This is a genomic window from Isoptericola hypogeus, from assembly GCF_039531145.1.
Lineage (GTDB): Bacteria > Actinomycetota > Actinomycetes > Actinomycetales > Cellulomonadaceae > Isoptericola > Isoptericola hypogeus.
This window is the reverse complement of the sequence record NZ_BAAAPM010000011.1, coordinates 42,394-61,004: the sequence shown is the minus strand read 5'-3', so window position 1 is coordinate 61,004 and position 18,611 is coordinate 42,394. Positions and strand designations below refer to the sequence as shown.

Annotated in this window: 16 protein-coding genes; 6 read left to right on the top strand and 10 right to left on the bottom strand. The window is 69.9% G+C overall.

The features are described 5' to 3' along the window. Positions 1-168: 168 nt before the first annotated feature. On the bottom strand, positions 169-1,026 hold the full coding sequence (locus ABD254_RS21035) for a helix-turn-helix transcriptional regulator (RefSeq protein WP_344250889.1): 858 nt from the start codon (positions 1,024-1,026) through the stop codon (positions 169-171). A gap of 199 nt (positions 1,027-1,225) precedes the next feature. Between ABD254_RS21035 and ABD254_RS21030 the strand changes: the two genes are divergently transcribed. Further along, positions 1,226-2,218 (top strand): aldo/keto reductase, encoded by a 993-nt coding sequence (locus ABD254_RS21030; protein WP_344250887.1) that lies wholly within the window; start codon positions 1,226-1,228, stop codon positions 2,216-2,218. Positions 2,219-2,296: 78 nt separating this feature from the next. Here the strand turns inward: ABD254_RS21030 and ABD254_RS21025 are convergent, their stop codons facing one another. Together ABD254_RS21025 and ABD254_RS21020 are read right to left on the bottom strand one after the other, a co-directional pair. After that, positions 2,297-2,839, bottom strand: coding sequence for a cyclophilin-like fold protein (locus ABD254_RS21025; RefSeq protein WP_344250885.1), 543 nt, complete (start codon positions 2,837-2,839; stop codon positions 2,297-2,299). A 1-nt stretch (position 2,840) separates the two neighbouring features. Further along, positions 2,841-3,323 carry a lipocalin-like domain-containing protein gene (locus ABD254_RS21020; RefSeq protein WP_344250883.1) on the bottom strand — a complete coding sequence of 161 codons (483 nt, stop codon included), beginning with the start codon at positions 3,321-3,323 and terminating at the stop codon, positions 2,841-2,843. A gap of 343 nt (positions 3,324-3,666) precedes the next feature. Here ABD254_RS21020 and ABD254_RS21015 point away from each other — a divergent pair, with 343 nt between their 5' ends. Next, positions 3,667-4,326, top strand: coding sequence for a TetR/AcrR family transcriptional regulator (locus ABD254_RS21015; RefSeq protein ID WP_344250881.1), 660 nt, complete (start codon positions 3,667-3,669; stop codon positions 4,324-4,326). 100 nt (positions 4,327-4,426) lie between these two features. On the opposite strand, the gene ABD254_RS21010 is transcribed toward ABD254_RS21015, so the two are convergent. From ABD254_RS21010 to ABD254_RS20995, 4 genes are all read right to left on the bottom strand, one after another. After that, positions 4,427-5,818, bottom strand: a complete 1,392-nt coding sequence (locus ABD254_RS21010; RefSeq protein ID WP_344250879.1) for an MFS transporter — start codon at positions 5,816-5,818, stop codon at positions 4,427-4,429. A 402-nt stretch (positions 5,819-6,220) separates the two neighbouring features. Then, complete coding sequence (locus ABD254_RS21005; RefSeq protein ID WP_344250877.1) at positions 6,221-7,381, bottom strand: GDSL-type esterase/lipase family protein; 1,161 nt, start codon at positions 7,379-7,381, stop codon at positions 6,221-6,223. Continuing rightward, the gene (locus ABD254_RS21000) at positions 7,378-8,571 is read right to left on the bottom strand and encodes a glycoside hydrolase family 1 protein (protein ID WP_344250875.1); all 1,194 of its coding nucleotides are present in this window, start codon (positions 8,569-8,571) and stop codon (positions 7,378-7,380) included. The genes ABD254_RS21005 and ABD254_RS21000 overlap by 4 nt, the downstream gene beginning before the upstream one ends. Then, positions 8,568-10,193, bottom strand: a complete 1,626-nt coding sequence (locus tag ABD254_RS20995) for a glycoside hydrolase family 3 protein (RefSeq protein WP_344250873.1) — start codon at positions 10,191-10,193, stop codon at positions 8,568-8,570. The genes ABD254_RS21000 and ABD254_RS20995 overlap by 4 nt, the downstream gene beginning before the upstream one ends. A gap of 487 nt (positions 10,194-10,680) precedes the next feature. Between ABD254_RS20995 and ABD254_RS20990 the strand changes: the two genes are divergently transcribed. Genes ABD254_RS20990 through ABD254_RS20980 form a run of 3 tightly spaced genes read left to right on the top strand, consistent with a single transcriptional unit; the run spans position 10,681 to position 15,233 of the window. Continuing rightward, positions 10,681-12,933, top strand: a complete 2,253-nt coding sequence (locus ABD254_RS20990; RefSeq protein ID WP_344250872.1) for an alpha-L-rhamnosidase — start codon at positions 10,681-10,683, stop codon at positions 12,931-12,933. Positions 12,934-12,947: 14 nt separating this feature from the next. Next, the gene (locus ABD254_RS20985; protein ID WP_344250870.1) at positions 12,948-14,165 is read left to right on the top strand and encodes a Gfo/Idh/MocA family protein; all 1,218 of its coding nucleotides are present in this window, start codon (positions 12,948-12,950) and stop codon (positions 14,163-14,165) included. 51 nt (positions 14,166-14,216) lie between these two features. After that, a complete protein-coding gene (locus tag ABD254_RS20980; RefSeq protein ID WP_344250869.1) occupies positions 14,217-15,233 on the top strand; it encodes an NAD(P)-dependent oxidoreductase in 1,017 nt (338 codons plus the stop codon). Between the two features lie 73 nt (positions 15,234-15,306). Here ABD254_RS20980 and ABD254_RS20975 read toward each other — a convergent pair whose 3' ends face one another. Genes ABD254_RS20975 through ABD254_RS20965 form a run of 3 tightly spaced genes read right to left on the bottom strand, consistent with a single transcriptional unit; the run spans position 15,307 to position 17,773 of the window. Continuing rightward, positions 15,307-15,693, bottom strand: a complete 387-nt coding sequence (locus ABD254_RS20975) for a nuclear transport factor 2 family protein (RefSeq protein ID WP_344250867.1) — start codon at positions 15,691-15,693, stop codon at positions 15,307-15,309. A 56-nt stretch (positions 15,694-15,749) separates the two neighbouring features. Continuing rightward, on the bottom strand, positions 15,750-16,781 hold the full coding sequence (locus ABD254_RS20970) for an aldo/keto reductase (protein ID WP_344250866.1): 1,032 nt from the start codon (positions 16,779-16,781) through the stop codon (positions 15,750-15,752). Between the two features lie 20 nt (positions 16,782-16,801). After that, the gene (locus ABD254_RS20965; protein WP_344250864.1) at positions 16,802-17,773 is read right to left on the bottom strand and encodes an aldo/keto reductase; all 972 of its coding nucleotides are present in this window, start codon (positions 17,771-17,773) and stop codon (positions 16,802-16,804) included. Between the two features lie 119 nt (positions 17,774-17,892). Here ABD254_RS20965 and ABD254_RS20960 point away from each other — a divergent pair, with 119 nt between their 5' ends. Then, a complete protein-coding gene (locus ABD254_RS20960) occupies positions 17,893-18,528 on the top strand; it encodes a TetR/AcrR family transcriptional regulator (protein ID WP_344250862.1) in 636 nt (211 codons plus the stop codon). The last annotated feature ends 83 nt before the right edge of the window (positions 18,529-18,611 follow it).

Sequence of the window (18,611 nt, the reverse complement as noted above, 5' to 3'; positions counted from 1 at the left end):
TTCGCTTCCAGAAGTCTGTGATCACTCGCGCCGTTCGATGTCGACGAAGACGGCAATGGTGCCGAGCGGTCGGAGCACCAGATTTGCGCTCACGGCTACGACCGTAGATCGGCCGGATCGATGACTGGGAGACCCGCTCAGGTACCCCCAGGGCCCGCGGTGCGACCGTCAGGACGTCCAGGTGGCGGCCTGCTCGCTCTCGGCCCAGATGGGGAGCAGAGCAAGCCGGTCGGCGTCGGCCGTCCCGGCCTCGGCGCTGTAGGTGACGATCGACAGGCCCTCCTCGCCCGGCATCTCGAAGCCGTCGAACGTCACGCGGATGGGGCCGAGGTGCGGGTGGTTGAAGGTCTTCTCGCCGGAGCGGTGCTCGTACACCTCCTGGCGGGCCCAGTCCTGCCGGAACAGAGGGCTGCGGGTGGACAGCTCGCCGATCAGGGCGGTGATCGCCGCGTTCAGCGGGTCGCGGCCGGCGTACAGGCGCAGCATCGCCGCGGTCATCCGCCGGGCCTCCTCCCAGTCCCCGTAGTACGAGCGGGCCCGGCGGTCGAGGAAGATGAAGCGGGCGATGTTGGGCTGGTCGTCGGTGTCGAAGTGCGGGTAGTACAGGGCGCGCCCGCCCTCGTTCCAGGCGACGATGTCGTGCTCGGGGTTGAAGACGATCGCCGGCACTGCGAGGTTGTCGAGCACCCTCTGCACCGAAGGGCGCACGGCATCCGACAGGGCAAGGGACCGGCTCCGGGGCGCGGAGCGGGCGTCCTGGGCGAGGTCGAACAGGTGGGCGCGCTCCAGGTCGTTCAGCTGCAGGGCGCGGGCGATCGCGTCCAGCACACTGTCGGAGGCACCGCGGATGTTGCCGCGCTCCAGGCGCGTGTAGTACTCCGGACTCACACCGGCGAGCTGGGCGACTTCCTCGCGGCGCAGCCCGTCCACGCGCCGGTCGTCGTCCAGATCGGGCAGCCCGACCTGTGCGGGCGTCACCTTCGCCCGCCGCGACATCAGGAACTCCCGCACCTCGTCCTTCTTCATGATCCGAACGTACGTCGCGCAGGCCGCCGCCGGGAGGCACGGGCAGGGACCCCCGGCCGACGGGAGCGGGGGTGCCTGCCCGGGTCTCCCACACCGACGGGGACATCCGTACGGTCGAAGGGCCGCTGCGGCATGCGGACCGACACCGGCCGTGCGCCGCGCCGTCTACCGGCGGATCCTCATCAGGAAGGAACACACCATGCTGAAGCAGCGCTCACTGGGTCGCCACGGCCTGACCGTCGCCGAGATCGGCTTCGGGACGATGGGCATGACCGCCTTCTACGGCTCGGGAGGATCCCGCGATGAGCACGTCGCGGTGATCCGCCGGGCTCACGAGCTCGGCGTGACCCTGTTCGACACCGCCGAGCTGCATAACCGCGGCGACGGGTCCAACGAGATCATGCTCGGCGAGGCCGTCGCCCCGTTCCGCGACGAAGTCCAGATCGCCACCAAGTTCGGCTTCACCTACGACGACCAGGGCAACTCCAACGGCCACGACTCCAGCCCGGCGAACATCCGCCGCGTGACCGAGAACAGCCTGCGCCACCTCGGCACCGACGTCATCGACGTGCTCTACCAGCACCGGCAGGACCCGAACGTCCCGGTCGAGGACGTCGCCGGCACGGTCAAGGAGCTGATCGATGAGGGCAAGGTCCGCCACTTCGGGCTGAGCGAGGTCGGGCCCGAGACGCTGCGCCGCGCCCACGCCGTGCAGCCCGTCTCCGTGCTGCAGACCGAGTACTCGCTGTTCGAGCGCGGCGTCGAGGCGGAGGTCCTTCCCGCGGCGCGGGAGCTGGGCATCGGGTTCGTGCCCTACTCGCCGCTGGGCAGGGGGTTCCTGACCTCGGCGGTCAGGCCTGCCGAGGAGTACGAGGAGGACGACTTCCGCCGGCACGACGCACGCTGGCAAGGCGAGAACTACCGGACGAACAAGCGGGCCGTCGACCAACTCCACGAGCTCGCCGCCACCAAGGGCATCAGCGCCGCGCAGCTCGCCCTCGCATGGCTCCTGGCCCAGGGCGACGACGTCGTGCCGATCCCCGGCACCCGCACCGCGGCGCGGCTCGAGGAGAACCTCGCGGCCGCCGACGTCACCCTGTCCCCGGCGGACCTCGCGCGGATCGACGAGATCATCCCGCACGGCGCCGTCGGCGTTCGTTACACCTCCGAGCACCTGCCCACCTGGGTCTGACAAACCGTCACCCGCGCGAGGCGGGCGTGGCCCCGCGGCCCCGCCCGCCTCGCGCCGGCGTGTCGTCGAACGGCCTTCTCAGTCCACGACGTCGACTGCGACGGCGCCCTCCAGACGCTCCAGCTCCCCCAGAGTCGCGTCGAAGGTGCCGAGGTGCACGGTGGTCTCCTCGAAGCCGGAGCCCTCCGCGTTGTAGTAGAAACCGAAGTTGCCCCACGGCTCGAAGTAGATGAAGTCCCCGTCCACCGGTTGCGATCCCGGCGTGTCGCCGCGCTCGAGCGGCCGCGGGGGGTAAGCGATCTTCTCGCGCCCGTTGTACTCCTCGAACTCCAGGCTCAGCGGCAGCATGGACAGGAAGTCGCGGACAGCCGGCGTGTCCTGGTCGATCAGGACGTCGACCTCGGCCTCGTCGGAGCTGAACCGCACGACCGTCCCGACGACGCCGTCGTCGGCCTCGGACGCGGCGCTCGGCGTCGGCTCCGACGGAGACGGCGCGGACGACGTCCCCGCGGCAGGCGTCGAAGGGGCCGACGACGAGGGTTCCGACGAGCAGCCGGTCAGCAGGACCAGCAGGGCGGCCGGGAGCGCGGCGGCGACGGCCTGCGTCGTCGGCCGATGCACGCTACCCGCCATGGCGCTCGTAGGTGGCGCGGAAGCCGTCCGCCGGGTCGACCGGGGTGATCACCAGGGTGTCGTCGGTGACCTCGAAGCGGCGCTCGAGGGTCTGCCCGATGAGGTCGCGAGCGGCCGCGGACTCGACCTCCACCGCGAACGTCCCCGCCTCGGCGTCGATGGTCGCGTCCCCGTAATAGGCCTCGTAGCCGCCGAGGGTGAACTCGGTGTCGGCGGCCTCGGTGTCGGGGTTCATCGCCTGGACCGACATCGTGTCGGTCGTGAAGGCGATCTGCCCGGAGTAGGGGACTTCCTGAAGGTCGCCGTCGGTTCCGACCTCGAGGCTGGTCATCTGCCACAGGCCGGTGAGCTCGTCGTCGGTGTCGGCCTGGCCGGCCGTCTGGCTGGCGGCCTCGCCGGCCGGCTGCGAGCACGCGGCCAACGAGAGCGCGAGTCCGAGCGTCATGGGCACGATCAACGACTTCTTCTTCACCGCGAGCCTCTTTCGGATTCGTCCTGATGTACTCGGACGAACCTATGCACAGCGCATTCGCGTCGGGAGTCCCTGTCAGGTTCCCCCAGAGGTGGTCCGGGGAAGGTCGTCCGAGTACGGCTCAGTGAGTCCGGTGAGGGCGAGCGGTCCTCGGCGATCCACAGCGCCTCGGTCGTCTGCCACGCCGGGTGGTTGGGACAACGCCACGTGGCGGATCGTGCCCGGCCGGATCAGGTCGTCGTAGACCGCAAGCGTCTGCTCCGACCGGGTGGTCGTCCGCGAGTCGACCATCGGCGTCGGCTGATCGGCTCCAGCGTCGCGTCGTCTTGCGTATTGTGCATGCATGCCCACGCCCGTCCATCAGACACCTCAGCATGACGCTCAACCGACGGGCGTCGGGCCAGGTCGGGTTCGCGGCCCCTACCGGACCGGTCGCGCACGGCAGAAGGAGATCCTCGAGGAGGCCACCGTCGCATTCGCGCGCGACGGCTACCGCGGCGGCTCCCTACGGGACATCGCCGGGACCATCGGCGTGTCCGCCGGCACGATCCTGCACCACTTCGGCTCGAAGGAGCAGTTGCTCATCGCGGTCCTCGAGCATCGCGATCGGCACTCCGGCGACACGGTGAAGCAGTACACGAGCTCGGCCCGCGTCGTCGACGGGGTACGCCGCATCGTGATCGAGGACGAGCAGCAGCCGGGCCTCATGCGCCTCTATGTCACGCTCGCTGCCGAGGCCGTCAGCGCCGACCATCCCGCCCACGACTACTTCGTCCAGCGGTACGCCACGCTGTCGAACTTCATCGTCGAGGCCTTGCGACGGGAGGGATACCAGCCGCCGGCCGGCGAGACCCTGGACGACATCGCTTCGCTCGTGCTCTCGACCATCGATGGCCTCCAGCTGCAGTGGCTGCTGAATCCCAACTTCTCGATGATCGACCGCTTCGACAGCATGCTGGCAACTCACGGGCTGTTGGAGTTTGGCGCGACCAGCAAGGGATGATCCCGGGAGGTACGAACGCGGTCTGCGGGACGGCGATGAATCGCCCCGGCGAGTCGGACTCACCGGGGCGATTCACTACCTACTCAACGGGCGGCTCGATTCAGCTCGCTGCCTGCCCCGACTCGATCTCGCTGGTCTTCAGGATGCGCGGGATGGCGAGGGTGACGGGGATCGATGCTGCGAGGATCGCAGCGCACACCAGGTAGGCGTTGCGGAAGCTGGCGTCGCTGTAGAACTGGGTGCCGTCCATGACGACGCCCGACGCGGCCATCACGGCGAAGATCACCGTGGAGACCACGGCGGTGGCGACGCCGGTCAGCAGGACCGACATGCCGTTGGCCATCGACTGTTCCTTCGGGCTGACAGAGCCGAGGATCAGCAGCGGGACGCTGCCGACCGAGAAGCCGCCGCCGATTCCGACGACGAGCGCGGAGAGGCCGATCTGCCATGCGTTGCCGTGCAGGAAGGCGTAGCTGACCAGTCCGAGGGTCGTGATCACGGATCCGACCAGCCAGGGGCGCCGCGGGTCCCAGCGCCCGCTCATCTTTCCGACCACGAACCCCAGGAGGAACATGGCCAGCTGGCCGGTGGCCATCACCAGCGCGGTCTTCGTCCCGCTCCACCCCAGCCCGGCCGAGACGCCCGGGATGGGCGGAAAAAGCGTCAGCAGCGTCGCCACGACCGCGACGGCGTAGACGGTTCCCTGCAGCACCGAGGTGGACGTCAACACTGTGGCCACCGCGCGGCGGCGCAGCATCCGCACGTCAACCACGGGTTCGGCGTGCCGACGCTCGACCACCACGAATCCGATCAGGCATGCGACCGTCACGACGCCCAGCCCGAGCACGGGTGCGCTGCTCCAGCCCCAGCTCCCTCCGCGGTCGACGCCGAACACCAGTGCCACCGTGGCCGTGCCGAGAAGCAGCGAGCCGAGCCAGTCGAAGCGCGCCGTCGGTGCCCGACGAGGGGTTTCCGGCAGCACGGTCAGCAGCACCAGGGCGATCGCGGTGCCCACGACCACGAACCACAGCGGGCCGCGGAAGCCGAAGTTGTCCAGCAGCACTCCCACGACCAGGGGGGCGAGCAGGGTCGTCAGGCCAAGGCTGCTGCCGATGAGGCTGCTGGCGACGCCGACGCGCCGCGGCGGGAAGACGTCACGCGCGGTGGCGAACACGAGAGCGCCGATGGGCCCGTAGAAGCCGGCCAGCGCCCGTCCGAGCAGAACCATCTCGAAGGAGGGGCCCAGCACCACGATCAGGTCGCCGACGAGGCCGATGCCCGCGGCGATCATCATGATTCGCTTCTTGCCGAAGATGTCGCCGAGCCGGCAGACGGCGGGGGTGAGCAGGGTGGACACCAGCGTGTAGGCCAGGCCGAACCACACCACCTGGGTCGTGGCAAACGCCTGCGCGATGGCCGGGCTGGTGGTGCCGGTGACGACACCGGCGGCCGTGAGCAGCTGGGCGGGCCAGATGAGCGCGAGGAGGAGCACGACGTAGCGGGCGCCACCAGGAGCGTCACCGCGTCCGTGCGAGGTGCCGGAGGGGCTGGGGTCGGCTTGCCGTGGCGTGTTCGTCGCGGCCGAGCCGGAGAACGAGGAAGTGGTCATCGGAGGATCCCTGCGTCGGGACGTCCAGGATCGGGACGTCGGCGTCCTGTATCGAAACTAAATGCTGAACGACTGTGCAGCATTGGCTTGGTTGCACAACTTAGACCCTCGGCGACGGCTGTGTCTATCCCGGTGGTGTCGGTCCGCGCTGCCGCCGTGCACTGCCTGCGATCGGCGGCAGCGCAGCGCGATGCGTGGCGGCCGAGCCGACCTGGGGATCATGCTGGTGAGCACGGCTCTGAGGGCCACCGGAGGGACGGGAGCGACGCTCCGTCGTCGGCGATCTCAGGAAGGTAGGTCGTCGAGAACAGCGTCCCCGGGGAGGATGCCCGCGAGTTCGTCGACGAAGTTCCGGGCGATCAGGCCGTAGCCCTCCGCGTCCGGGTGAAGGTCGTCCGGAAGTCGGGCGGCGTCGTCCGGGCCCAGGAGTGTCAACCCGTCCCGGTAGGTCAGGTACGGGTCCGTCCTCGATCGCCGGTCGACGATCTCGACCAGGGCCTGTCGGATCCCCTGGAGGGTGAGCGCACCGCCCGCCGTCGCGTCCGCTGACGCACGTGTCGTGGCCTTGCCGTCACGGAACTCCGTCGGCCCCGGCGCCGATTCGTGCGGCCCGCAGAAGATGGGCGAGATCACGACGATCGGGGTGTGCGGATGCCCCTCCCGCACCGTGTCGAGGAACGCGTGGACGGCCGGAACGAACGTGCGGTGCAGCATGCTCGCCGCGTTCACCACGTTGATGCCCAGCTTGAGGGTGATGACCGAGGCGGGCGTGTCCCGGATCGTGCGGGCGGCGAACCCGTCGAGTTGCGCGTTGCCGGGCAACGCGACGTTGTACAGATCCAGGCCGAGGCGACGGGCCACGATGACCGGCCAGACCCCGGTCGGATCGTCAGCTTCGGAGGCGTTGCTGATGGAGCTGCCGTAGTGCACCCAACGCGGCGCCCGGTGAGCGGACGCGTCGACAGGAGCGTCCGCGGAGAGCGACACGACCTCCGCCGCGCAGTTATGCGGCAGCCACACGACGACCCGGCGCGATCGCCCTCCGCGCGGCAACCGCGCACGAATGACGCTCGTTGCCCCCGGGACGTGATGCGCGGTCCAGTCCGCGTCGACGCGGAGGACGTCGCCCTCGTCCCGGACGAAGTGCAGCAGCTCGCCGTCCCCCTCGACGCTGACCACGCAGGGCCGCAGCGGGAACCCCGCCGACTCGAGATGGAGTCGGCGGAAGAGGAGACGCAGCTCGATCAGCGACGCTGCCGTGTCCAGCTCGAGCCTCACCCCGGAGAGAAAGCTCGCGCCCGTCTCGATCGTCACGTCGGGATACTGAGCCTTGGTCCAGTCGGGCAGGCGGCGTACGAGCACGCGACCGTCCGCGTGCTCGATCGCACCGGCTCCGCGGACGGCCGCCGCCACGGTGTCGTGACTGATCTCGTGCACGGCGGTCACCCCTGTCGCTCGCCGGACGAGGACGGCCCGCGGTCCGCGACCGCGCCGAACCAGTGGAGGCTCGGCTTCGGCGTGCGCTCGAACGTCTCGCGATCGACGGCGATGAGGCCGAAGGTCGGTCGCCAGTGCCCCCACTCGAAGTTGTCCACCGCCGACCAGTGGATGTAGCCGCGAACGTCGATCCCGTCGTTCATCGCCGTGTACAACCCCGCGAGGGCGGCCTTCGTGTACGCGATGCGGACGTCGTCATCTGCCGTGGCGATGCCGTTCTCCGTGACCACGATGGGCACTCCGCAGGTGACCTCGGCCGCGTTGCGCACGCAGATCTCGAGAGCGTCGGGGCGGTATGCCCAGCCGGTCAGGGTGTTGTCGGGAGCATCAGCATGGGGGACGGGGCCGTCGGCGTCGACCGCCTGGCTGGTGTAGGACTGCACCCCCACGTAGTCGTCGCCTCGGGCGGCGAGGTAGTAGAAGTCCTCCCACGCGTACTTCACCTCGGCGAACGTGCTCTCGTTCCCATCGGTCGGGGTGAATGCCTGACCGGCCACGCTCCACCCCACCAGGGCGCGCGTGCGTCGTCGAACGACCTCACGCGCCGCGTGGTGCGCCTCGACGAGTCGTCGACCGAGCTCGATGTCCGGCAGCGGCGGCCGCGCATGCTCGTCGCGCGGAGGAAGAGGTGCCCCGCTGCGGATGAGGCCGTGGAAGTACTGGATGAACGCCAGGACGTTCGGCTCGTTGATGGTGCACACCCAGTCGACGCCCTCGAGGATCTCGCAGACCGTGTCGCAGTATCGAGCGAAGATCTCCGCCGAGTCGTCCGCGAGCCAGCCTCCCCGGTCGACGAACCACTGCGGGTGCGAGAAGTGGTGGAGCGTCACCATCGGCGTGAGCCCGAGGCGCAGGGCTTCGTCGATCATCCGCCGGTAGTGGTCCAGCTCGGCTCGGGAGAATCGTCCGGGCAGCGGCTCGATGCGCGCCCACTCGACGCTGAACCGGTAGGTGTTCACCCGCGCGCCGGCGAGGAGCTCCATCTCCTCGCGATACCGGTGGTAGCTGTCGATCGCGTCGCCGCTGGCCTCGAAGATGCCGGAGGCCACCTGCTCGATCTGCCACCAGTCGCTGTTGACGTTGTTGCCCTCGACCTGGTGGGCAGACGTCGCAGCCCCCCAGAGGAATGTGCGCGTCATCGCTCGGTCCCCTTCCGGATCTCGTGGTTGCGGGGAGCCGCGCCCGCACCGAACTCGAACAGCGGGTCCTCGATGTCCAAGGGCGCGTCCAGATCGCCGTCCAGCACGTCGGCCATGCTCCTCGGCAGCTGCACGGGCAGCCGCCCCTCTCCGGGCGCCCCGCCGCGCACGACCTCGAGGATGACGGACCGGCTGCAGCCGTAGTGGACGACCAGTCCGGCGGCCTCGTCAACGATCGGCGTCAGGACAGCAGGACGAGTGAGGTCCACCGCGACGACGGTCGGCATGCGGCGGCAGATGTCGACGATCTCGGCCACCTGGGCGTCGGGGAAGTCGAGGGACCCTGCGGGGAACATCGACTCGAAGAATCCGCTGCGAGGCTCGGAGGGGGCCTCGGCGAGGACGACGGCGGCCGTCGCGTCGCCGAGTTCCTCGTCCACCTCACCCGTCGCGCTGACGGAGACGGCGGGCGCGCTCTCCGGTACGGCTGGCCAGCCGCCCTTCAGCACCGTGACGGCCCGTCGCTGGGCGGCAAGCCCCGCCACCCGCAGCTGCTCGCGTCGCTCTTCGGCGAGCGGTCGCGGCGCAGCATCGTCGAGGAGACCCAGCCTCTCCTTCTCGAGCAGGATGCGGCGCACCGACTGATCGATCCGCTCCTCGCTGATCCGGGAGTCCTCGACCAGCTGCACCACGACCTCGGGGACGGCCTCGCCGCCGAACTGGTCGACGCCGGCCTCGAGGGCACGCAGGACACGTGTGTGCACGTCCGCGTCTTCCAGTCCCCACGCGCGGGCAGGAACGGTCTCACCCATGATGTCGTGGTCGGTGAGAATGCCGAAGTCGCTGAGCACGACGCCGTCGAAGCCGAGGCGCTCGCGCAGCAGCCCGGTGATCACCTCCTTGTTGAAGGCGAACCCGACCTCCTCCAGCCCGATGCCGATGGGCCTGCTGTAGTAGGGCATGACCTGAGTGACGCCCTGCCCGAGGAGGGCTTCGAAGGGGCGGAGGTGCGTCTCGAAGTGGCCTCCGGGATACGCCTGGTCCTTGCCGTACGCGAAGTGGGAGTCTTCTCCGTCGAGCTGGGGGCCGGCCCCGGGGAAGTGCTTGACGACCGCGCTGACGCGGTTCTTGGGGTTGTCGCCGTGGAGCCCGCGCAGATAGGCGCCGGCGGTCTCGATGACGAGCTCGGGGTCGCCCCCGAATGTTCCGGTGCCGCGGGCCCAGCGCAGCTCGGTGAGGACGTCGAGCTGCGGGCCCAGGAGGACGTGCAGCCCGGCCGCCCGGAACTCCTCTCCCGTGGCGCGCCCGGCCAGGAAGGCAGTGTCGGGGTCGCGGAGCGCCGCGATGCCGAGCGGCTCGGGCCACTCGGAGAAGCCGCTGGCCGCCGCCGCGTGCCCTGGCCGGTCTGCGGACACCTGTCGCGGGTCGCTGGACAGGGTCACCGGCACCGGGAGCTCCGCCTCGCGCCCCGCATCCGCGATCGCGTGCGCGAGATCCGCCATCTGCTGCGGAGACGCCGGGCCCATGACGGCGAAGTGGCTGATCCGGTGCGCTTCGAGGTGATGTCTCACCGGCCCGAGCTCGACCGAACCTCCCGGCCCCGGCGGGAGCACGTAGGCCATCGCATGGAATAGCGTCCCCGCCTTCTCAGCAAGACTCATCGTGGCGATCAGGGAATCGACGCGGTCGGTCAGGACGGGGTGGGGGATCATTCGGTGGCCTTGTCGGGTCGGGGGGTGAGGGAGGGTCGCCGGGTCGACGCGATCACGTACGCGCGAGAGCGGTGGCGTTGCACCTGGTGGCGCGGGTCGCGGATCCAACAGGGTGCTCGATCCGGCGTCGAGGCACGGTAGCACCAACATTGAACACCCGGTGAACGTTCGCCCAGATCGCCATCGACCTCCGTCCGAGTTCCACGATTCCGATGCCCTTCCAGGTAGGGCGGCGCGAGACTGGACAGGCCGGACGATCGCGGCTAGCCTCCTTCGAACATTGATCGACTGTTCTATGTTCGACGCCGAGCGCGGATCCCCGCCGGGAGTAGGCGCGACGAGGACCGGTCGCTCCCCCACCGCTGCGCCATCGTGGGCAAGCAGAGGAGACACACCCGTGCCGAACACCGCCCGTTTCATCACCCCCGTCGACGACCCCGGCAGCGCCCCGGTCCTGTTCCGGCGCGTGCGCCCGGACCGCGGTCACGGCGCCATCACCTCCGCCCGGCTGACCGTCAGCGCGCGGGGCGTCGTCGAAGCATGGATCGACGGCGAACCCGTCTCGCCGGACGTCCTCACCCCCGGGTGGACGAGCTACGAGTTCCGCATCCGGACCGTGACCCACGACGTCACGCGACTGGTGGGGGACGACGTCGTCGTCGCCCTGGTGATCGGCAACGGCTGGTATCGCGGACACCTCGGCTGGATGGGGAACTCGGCGCTCTACGGCGACGAGCTCGCGGGCTGGGCCGAGCTGCGGATCGTCTTCGAGGACGGGCACGAGCAGGTCGTCGGGACGGACGACTCCTGGAGCGCCACGGGATCCGGAATCCTCGAGGACGACCTGTACGACGGCCAGACGATCGACGCGCGCCTGCGCCCGGACCTGGCCGCCCTCACGGACGGTGAGCCCGTCCGGGTGGTCGACGTCGACCCGGCGCTGCTCGTCGAGAGCGAAGGTCCGGCGATCCGCCGGCAGGAGCTCCGCAGGCCGGAAAAGATCTGGCAGGCACCGTCCGGGGCGACCCTGGTCGATTTCGGGCAGAACTTCGTCGGCTGGGTGAAGGTCCGCGTCCAGGGGCCCGCGGGCTCGACCGTGACCGTGCGCTACGCCGAGGTCCTCGAGCACGAGGAGCTGGCCACCCGCCCTCTGCGCAACGCGAAGGCAACGGACCGGTTCGTCCTCTCCGGCGGCGTCGACGAGTTTGAGCCGACCTTCACCTTCCACGGCTTCCGCTACGCCGAGGTCACAGGATGGCCGGAGGGGAGCCCGCTGAGCGAGGACGACATCACGGGGGTCGTCGTCCATAACGACCTGCGCCGCATCGGGCACTTCCGCAGCTCCAACGAGCTCCTGAACCAGCTGCACGCGAACGTCGTGTGGGGGCTGAGGGGCAACTTCCTCGGCGTGCCCACGGACTGCCCGCAGCGCGACGAGCGACTGGGATGGACGGGCGACCTCGCCGTGTTCGTGCCCACCGCCACGTTCCTCTACGACACGAAGGACTTCCTCTCGGAGTGGCTGCGCGACCTGGCCCTCGAGCAGGCGCACCTCGGCGGCACCGTCCCGGTCATCGTTCCCGACCCCCTCAAGGGGGTCGACATCGGCTTCCCCCCGCTGGACGCCACCGCCATCTGGGGCGATGCCGCCGTCTGGGTCCCGTGGGCACTCTGGGAGGCCTACGGTGACGTCGCCGTCCTCTCCCGGCAGTTCGACTCGATGACCGCGCACGGCCGCCGCATCCGCGACCTCCTCTCTCCCTCGGGGGTGTGGGACGCCGGCTTCCAGTTCGGCGACTGGCTCGACCCGACGGCTCCGCCCGAGGAGCCCTGGAACTCCAAGGCGGACAACGGCGTCGTGGCCACCGCGTGCGCGTACCGAACCGCCGGCATGATCGCCGGCGCTGCGCGCGCCCTGGGACGACAGGACGAGGCCGTCGAGTTCGACACGATGGCGGCCTCGCTCCGGTCGGCCTTCACCCGGGAGTACGTGGAACCGGACGGTCGCATCCACAGCGACGCCCCCACCGCGTACGCGCTGGCGATCGCGTTCGGCCTCCTCGACGGCACGGCACGGCAGCAGGCGGGCGACCGACTGACGGAGATCATGGCGGCGTCCGGTCATCACATCTCCACCGGCTTCGCGGGAACACCCTTCATCACCGAGGCCCTCAGCTCCACCGGGCACGTCGCAGACGCCTACCGCCTCCTTCTGCAGACCGAGTGCCCGAGCTGGCTCTACCCCGTGACCATGGGCGCCACCACCGTGTGGGAGCGATGGGACTCGATGCTCCCCGACGGCTCGATCAACCCCGGCGAGATGACGAGCTTCAACCACTACGCCCTCGGAGCCGTGGCCGACTGGATCCACAGCGTCGTCGGCGGCCTGTCACCCCTCGAACCCGGTTACGCCCGCGTGCTGATCGCCCCGATGCCCGGAGGCGACCTGACCTCCGCCGAGACCACCCTCGACAGCCCGCACGGCCGCATCTCGGTCTCCTGGCGCCTGGACGGCGGCGACCTGGTCGTCCACGCAGACCTGCCGTCGGAGGTCGAGGGCCTGGTCCGGCTCCCCGGCCGGGACGACGTCGTCGTGCCCGGAGGATCGCACGTCTTCACCGCTCCGATGTCCAACCTGGTTCTCGGCTGAATCACGGGAGTCGAGTGCTCGGCCTGCTCGGTCGGGCCGCGCACCGTACATCCCTCATCGAATTCCTCGGGAGAGGTTCACACCTGATGACAGACTTCCCTCCTGCCCTCCGCGCTGGGATCATCGGCGGCGGATTCATGGCAGCCGTCCATTCCCGCGCGATCCGCGCCGCCGGCGGCTCCGTCGTCGCCGCGACGGCGTCCTCGGCCGATCGTGCCCACCTCGCCCGGAAATCCACCGGCGCCCGCCACGCTGCGGCGAGCGTGCGCGAGCTCGTGCAGCGCGAGGACATCGACGTCGTGCACGTGTGCAGCCCCAACGCCGTCCACCAGGAACACGCCGTCCAGGCCCTCGAGGCCGGGAAGTGGTTGGTGTGCGAGAAGCCGCTGGCGACGAGCGTCCGGGCGGCGGAGTCGATCCTCGACGCGTCGACGTGCAGCGGGCTCGGTGGTTCCGTGCCCTTCGTCTACCGGTTCCATCCGATGGTGCGCGAGATGCGCGCGCGGATCGCCGCAGGAGCGCTCGGGGCGCCGAGCGTGATCCACGGCAGCTACCTGCAGGACTGGCTCGCGGCCGAGAACGCGACGAACTGGCGGGTCGACCCCCGCCTCGGTGGCCGCTCCCGGGCGTTCGCGGACATCGGGTCGCACTGGTTCGACCTGCTCGAGTTCGTCACGGGCGACCGGGTCACTCGCGTGAGCGCGCAGGGCCTGACCGCGTTCCCGCAGAGGAACGGAGGCGCCGCCACAACCGAGGACGCGGTGTCGGTGCAGTTCGCGACCGAGGGAGGCGCCATCGGCGCGATGGTCGTCTCTCAGGTGTCCGCTGGACGCAAGAACCGCCTCCATCTCGAGATCTCCGGGTCCGACGCCAGCTTCGCGTTCGATCAGGAGCAGCCCGAGTCGCTGTGGCACGGCTCGCTGCCGGGGGCCACGCAGCTGGCGCGGGACGGCGACCAGCTCGCACCCGATGCCGCCCGACTCTCGCTCCTGCCCCCCGGTCATCCTCAGGGCTATCAGGACGCGTTCAATGCGTTCGTCGCCGACAGCCACTCCTTCTTCGCAGGAACGCTGGGGCCCGAAGCGCAACGCGGCCTCCCCCAGCTCCAGGACGGGCTGCGGGCCGCCGAGATCTGTGACGCGGTCCTGGACTCGGTGGATTCCTCCGGCTCGTGGGTCGAGACCACCTCTGCGCTCCGTACCGAATCGGAATCGGCCCGCGTCGCCGTCTAGGAGCGTCCGCACCGCCACACCCAACCCGACGACCGATCAAGGACTCCGCTCATGACCAAGCCGGTTGTGCTGTTCAAGCCCGCCCCGCAGCTGCGGGACCGCATCTTCACCCCCGAATCATGGCGCCGCCTCACGGACAGCTTCGACGTCATCGACTACGAGGCACGTCCCGACGACGAGGACTTCGCCCGCCGCCTGCCGACGGCGTTCGCCGTCATCGGACAGCCCGACCTGGACGCCGACGCGCTCCGCTCCGCACCGGACCTGCGAGCCATCGTCAACGTCGAAGGCAACTTCTTCCCGAACATCGACTACCCGGCCGCCTTCGCCAACGGCACCCGTGTGCTCGGGTGCGGAACCGCGTACTCGCAGGCCGTCGCCGAGTACTCCCTCGCCCTCGCGCTCGACATCGCCCGGGGCATCACCCGCGAAGATCACGCGACACGCGAAGGTTCGACCGCGATCGTGTCCGCCACCACGGCCGACTCCATCCTGCTGCGCGGCGCCGCCGTGGGAATCATCGGCTACGGCAACCTCGGGCGCGCGTTCCATGCGCTCATCGAGCCCTTCAACAACGAGACGCGCATCCACGACCCCTGGTTGCCGCAGAGCATCATCCACGACACCGGCGCCATCCCTGCAAGCCTGGACGAGACTCTCCAGACGAGCGACTTCGTCTTCATGTTCGCCACCGCCACAGCAGACAGCGAACATCTCCTCAACGCCGAGAAGCTCGACCTGCTGAAGCCCGGTGCCCGTCTGGTGCTGGTGAGCCGTGCCGCCGTGGTCGACTACGACGCGCTCCTGGAACGCCTCCAGGCCGGGAAGCTGCATGCCGCGATCGACGTGTGGCCGGAGGAGCCGATCCCGGCCGACGACCCGTTCCTCTCGCTGAACAACGTGGTCGTCTCCGCGCACCGCGCCGGGGGCATCCCGCAGGCATTCTTCAGCATCGGCGAGATGGTGTGCGACGACCTCGAGCTGCTCCGTGACGGTCTCCCCCCGGCACGACTGCAGGTCGCCGCACCGGAGCTCGTCACTCGCTACCGGAACAAGCCCGTCGGCTGAGGGCGTGGCCGGGGGCCTGGATGCGACGCCTCAGGGCTCCACCCCCCTCATCTGCGACGAGCCGCCACGCGTATCAGGCGAGGTAGGAGTCGACGGGGCCGTTGTCGACGTAGATGCGCTGGTCGGTGAACTTCCCCTCGGCGATGGTGAAGATCGAGCACGCCCGGATCGTCTTCTCGAAGCCGTCGGGGAAACGCCAGGCGCTGTCGACCTCGAACACGACGACGCCATCGTCTTCCTGCCAGACATTGATGAGCGGGTGCGCGAGGGAATCGACCTTGTCGCCGATCGCGGCCATCTGCGCCAGCACCACATCCTTCCCGGTGACGGTCGGGGCGTTGGCGAAGGTCAACGACACGTCGTCGGCGTAGAAGTCGGCGAGGCGGTCGTAGTCCTTCGCCTCCATCACGGCGAAGTACTCGGCAAGGAAGTCGGTGGTGGACTGGTCCGCACGGGGCATGGGTGTTCCTTCTCTTCTCGGTGGCGGTCGTGCGATGGTCGCTCGCGGGGGCGGGATCAGGCGTCCACGGAGGCGGAGGACGGCTGGCGGGGGCCGTCGCCGGCGTGGTGGAAGGCCGGAGGCTCGACCGCCAGCACCGTGAGGGCATCGAGCTGTTCGGCGCTGAGCTCCACCTCGGCGGCGGACGCGTCGGCTCGCAGCTCGTCGACGCTCTCGGGCCCGACGATCGCGCTGGCGACGGCAGGCCGGGACAGCAGCCACGCAAGCGCGACCTGCTGCATCTCGAGTCCCCACTCGCGGGACAGCCGGTCGACCTCGTGGGCGAGCGCGATCTCGGCGGGCGGAAATCCGGGTGCGCCGAACCGCTGATCGCCAGAAGTCTCCCGGTCCAGGACGGCCAGGTCGGCCAGCAGGCCGCCGTGCAGCGGCGCGTACGGGACGATCGAGACGCCGAACTGCTCGGCGGCGGCGGCCAGCTCCCGCTCGACCGCGCGGTCGACGAGGTTGTACTTCACCTCGGCGGCCACGGGTGCGGAGGCCAGGCGGCGCTCGTCAGCGACCCACAGGGCGTGGGTGACCCGCCAGGCCGGATGGTTGGACAGTCCGACGGCGCGGATCTTGCCCTGCCGGTTCAGGTCGTCGTAGACCGCGAGCGTCTCCTCCAGCGGAGTGTCCGGGTCGGGGTCGTGGGCGTAGTAGAGGTCGATCCAGTCGGTCTCCAGGCGGCGCAGGCTCTCCTCGACCTGCCGGATGACGTGCCGGCGCGACAGACCTCGGTCGTTGACGCCGAGCCCGGTGATGCCGTTGGACTTGGTGGCGATGACGACCTCGTCGCGGCGTCCGCGCAGGGCGCGGCCGAGGATCTGCTCGGCGGGCTCACGCTCGGCGGCCGGCGGCGCCCCGGCGCGGTCGAAGACCGGCATGTTGCCGTACACGTCGGCGGTGTCGACGAAGTTCACGCCGAGGTCGAGGGCGGCGTCGACGATCCGCTCGGCCTCCCGCGGGTCGGGAGCGACGCCGAAGGTGGCGGTGCCCAGGCAGATCCGGGACACGCGCATGCCGCTGCGCCCGAGGACGGAGTACTCCATGGTGCCGTTCTTCCTGCTGATCAGGACGCGAGGTCGGCAGTCAGAGCAGACACGGCGTCGAGCTGCTCGGCGGTGAGCTCGATGTCCGCGGCGGAGGCGTTGGCACGGACCTCGCCCGGGGTCTCGGCCCCGACGATCACCGAGGCGACGGCAGGGCGGGACAGCAGCCACGCGAGCGAGACCTGCTGCATGCCCAGCCCCCACTCGCGGGCGAGGCGGTCCAGCTCGCGGGCGACCGCGATCTCCGCCTCCGAGTACCCCGGCCCGCCGAAGCGCTTGCCACCGGCAATCTCGCGGTCCAGCACCGACAGGTCGGCCAGGATGCCGCCGTGCAGCGGCGCGTACGGGACGATCGACAGCCCGAATCGTGTGCACGCGGCGGCCAGCTCCTTCTCCGCGTTCCGGTCGAGCAGGCTGTACATCACTTGCGCAGCGACGGGTCCGGAGACCAGCCGGCGGTCGTCGGCGATCCACAGCGCCTCGGTCATCTGCCACGCCGGGTGGTTGGACAGCGCCGCGTAGCGGATCTTGCCCTGCCGGATCAGGTCGTCGTAGACCGCGAGCGTCTGATCCAGCGGGGTGTGCGGATCGGGGAAGTGGCCGTAGTACACGTCGATGTGGTCGGTGCGCAGCCGGCGCAGGCTCTGCTCCACCTGCTGGATCACGTACCGGCGCGACAGGCCCGCGTCCGGGTCGAAGCGCCGCTCCCCCGACTTCGTGGCCAGCACCACCTCGTCCCGGCGACCGGCCAGCGCTCGCCCGAGGATCTCCTCCGCCGACTCCCGCTGAGACGCCGGAGGAAAGCCCGGACGGTCGAACGTCGGGGTCGAGCCGTACACGTCAGCGGTGTCGAAGAAGTTGATCCCGAGGTCCAGCGCCGCGCCGACGACGCCGTCCGCGTCCTGGGAACTCGGCGCCACTCCGAAGGTGGCGCTACCAAGGCAGACCTTGGAGACGCGGATGCCGGTCGGGCCGAGGACGGAGTACTTCATCGGTGCATTCCTCTCGAGGGTCGGAGCCTCACGTCGCCGCGATCGTCGGCCACGGCTGGCGCTTCCACGAACGCTAACCGTTCGGTTATGGTTCGACAAGGCCTGAGAGGATGGCGGGCATGCCGGAGAAGACGCGGGCCACGGTGCGCGGCCCTTACCGCACCGGGATTCGTCGGCGCGAGCAGCTCGTCGCCGCCGCGATCGAGGTGTTTGCCGAGCACGGCTACGCCGGTGGTTCCCTCCGCGCGATCGCCGAGCACGCGGGGGTCTCCCATGCCTCGCTGATCCAACACTTCGGCAGCAAGGAAGGACTGCTCACCGCCGTCCTGGAGGAATGGGACCGACGTACCGTCCAGGACGGGCTCGCCGACATCAGCGGCCTGGACTACTTCCGACGGCTGCCCGAGGTCATGGCGGCGCACCAGGACAACCGCGGGCTGCTCGAGCTGTTCACCACCATCGCGGCCGAGGCCTCGAGCCCCCTCCACCCGGCACACGGCTTCATCGTCCGGCGCTACGCCACCAACCTCGCCACCCTCGCCGATCACCTGCGGCAGGCGCGCGCTGCGGGCGACATCGCGGCCATGAGCGACGCCCAGATCGACATCGAGGTCCGGCTGGTGACCGCCGCCCTCGACGGCATCGGCCTCCAATGGCTCCTCGATCCTTCGACCGACGTCGCGGCAAGCGTGTCCACCTATGTCGAACGCGCCATCGCGTCGTGGGTGAGCGGCCGTGGTGATGACAGGAGGTGAACGAAAGGGGCACCGACAACGCCTGGTCGTCGCCTCAAGCAAGCCTCACGTGCGCTGGTGCGAAAGCGGAGGCTGGACGACGC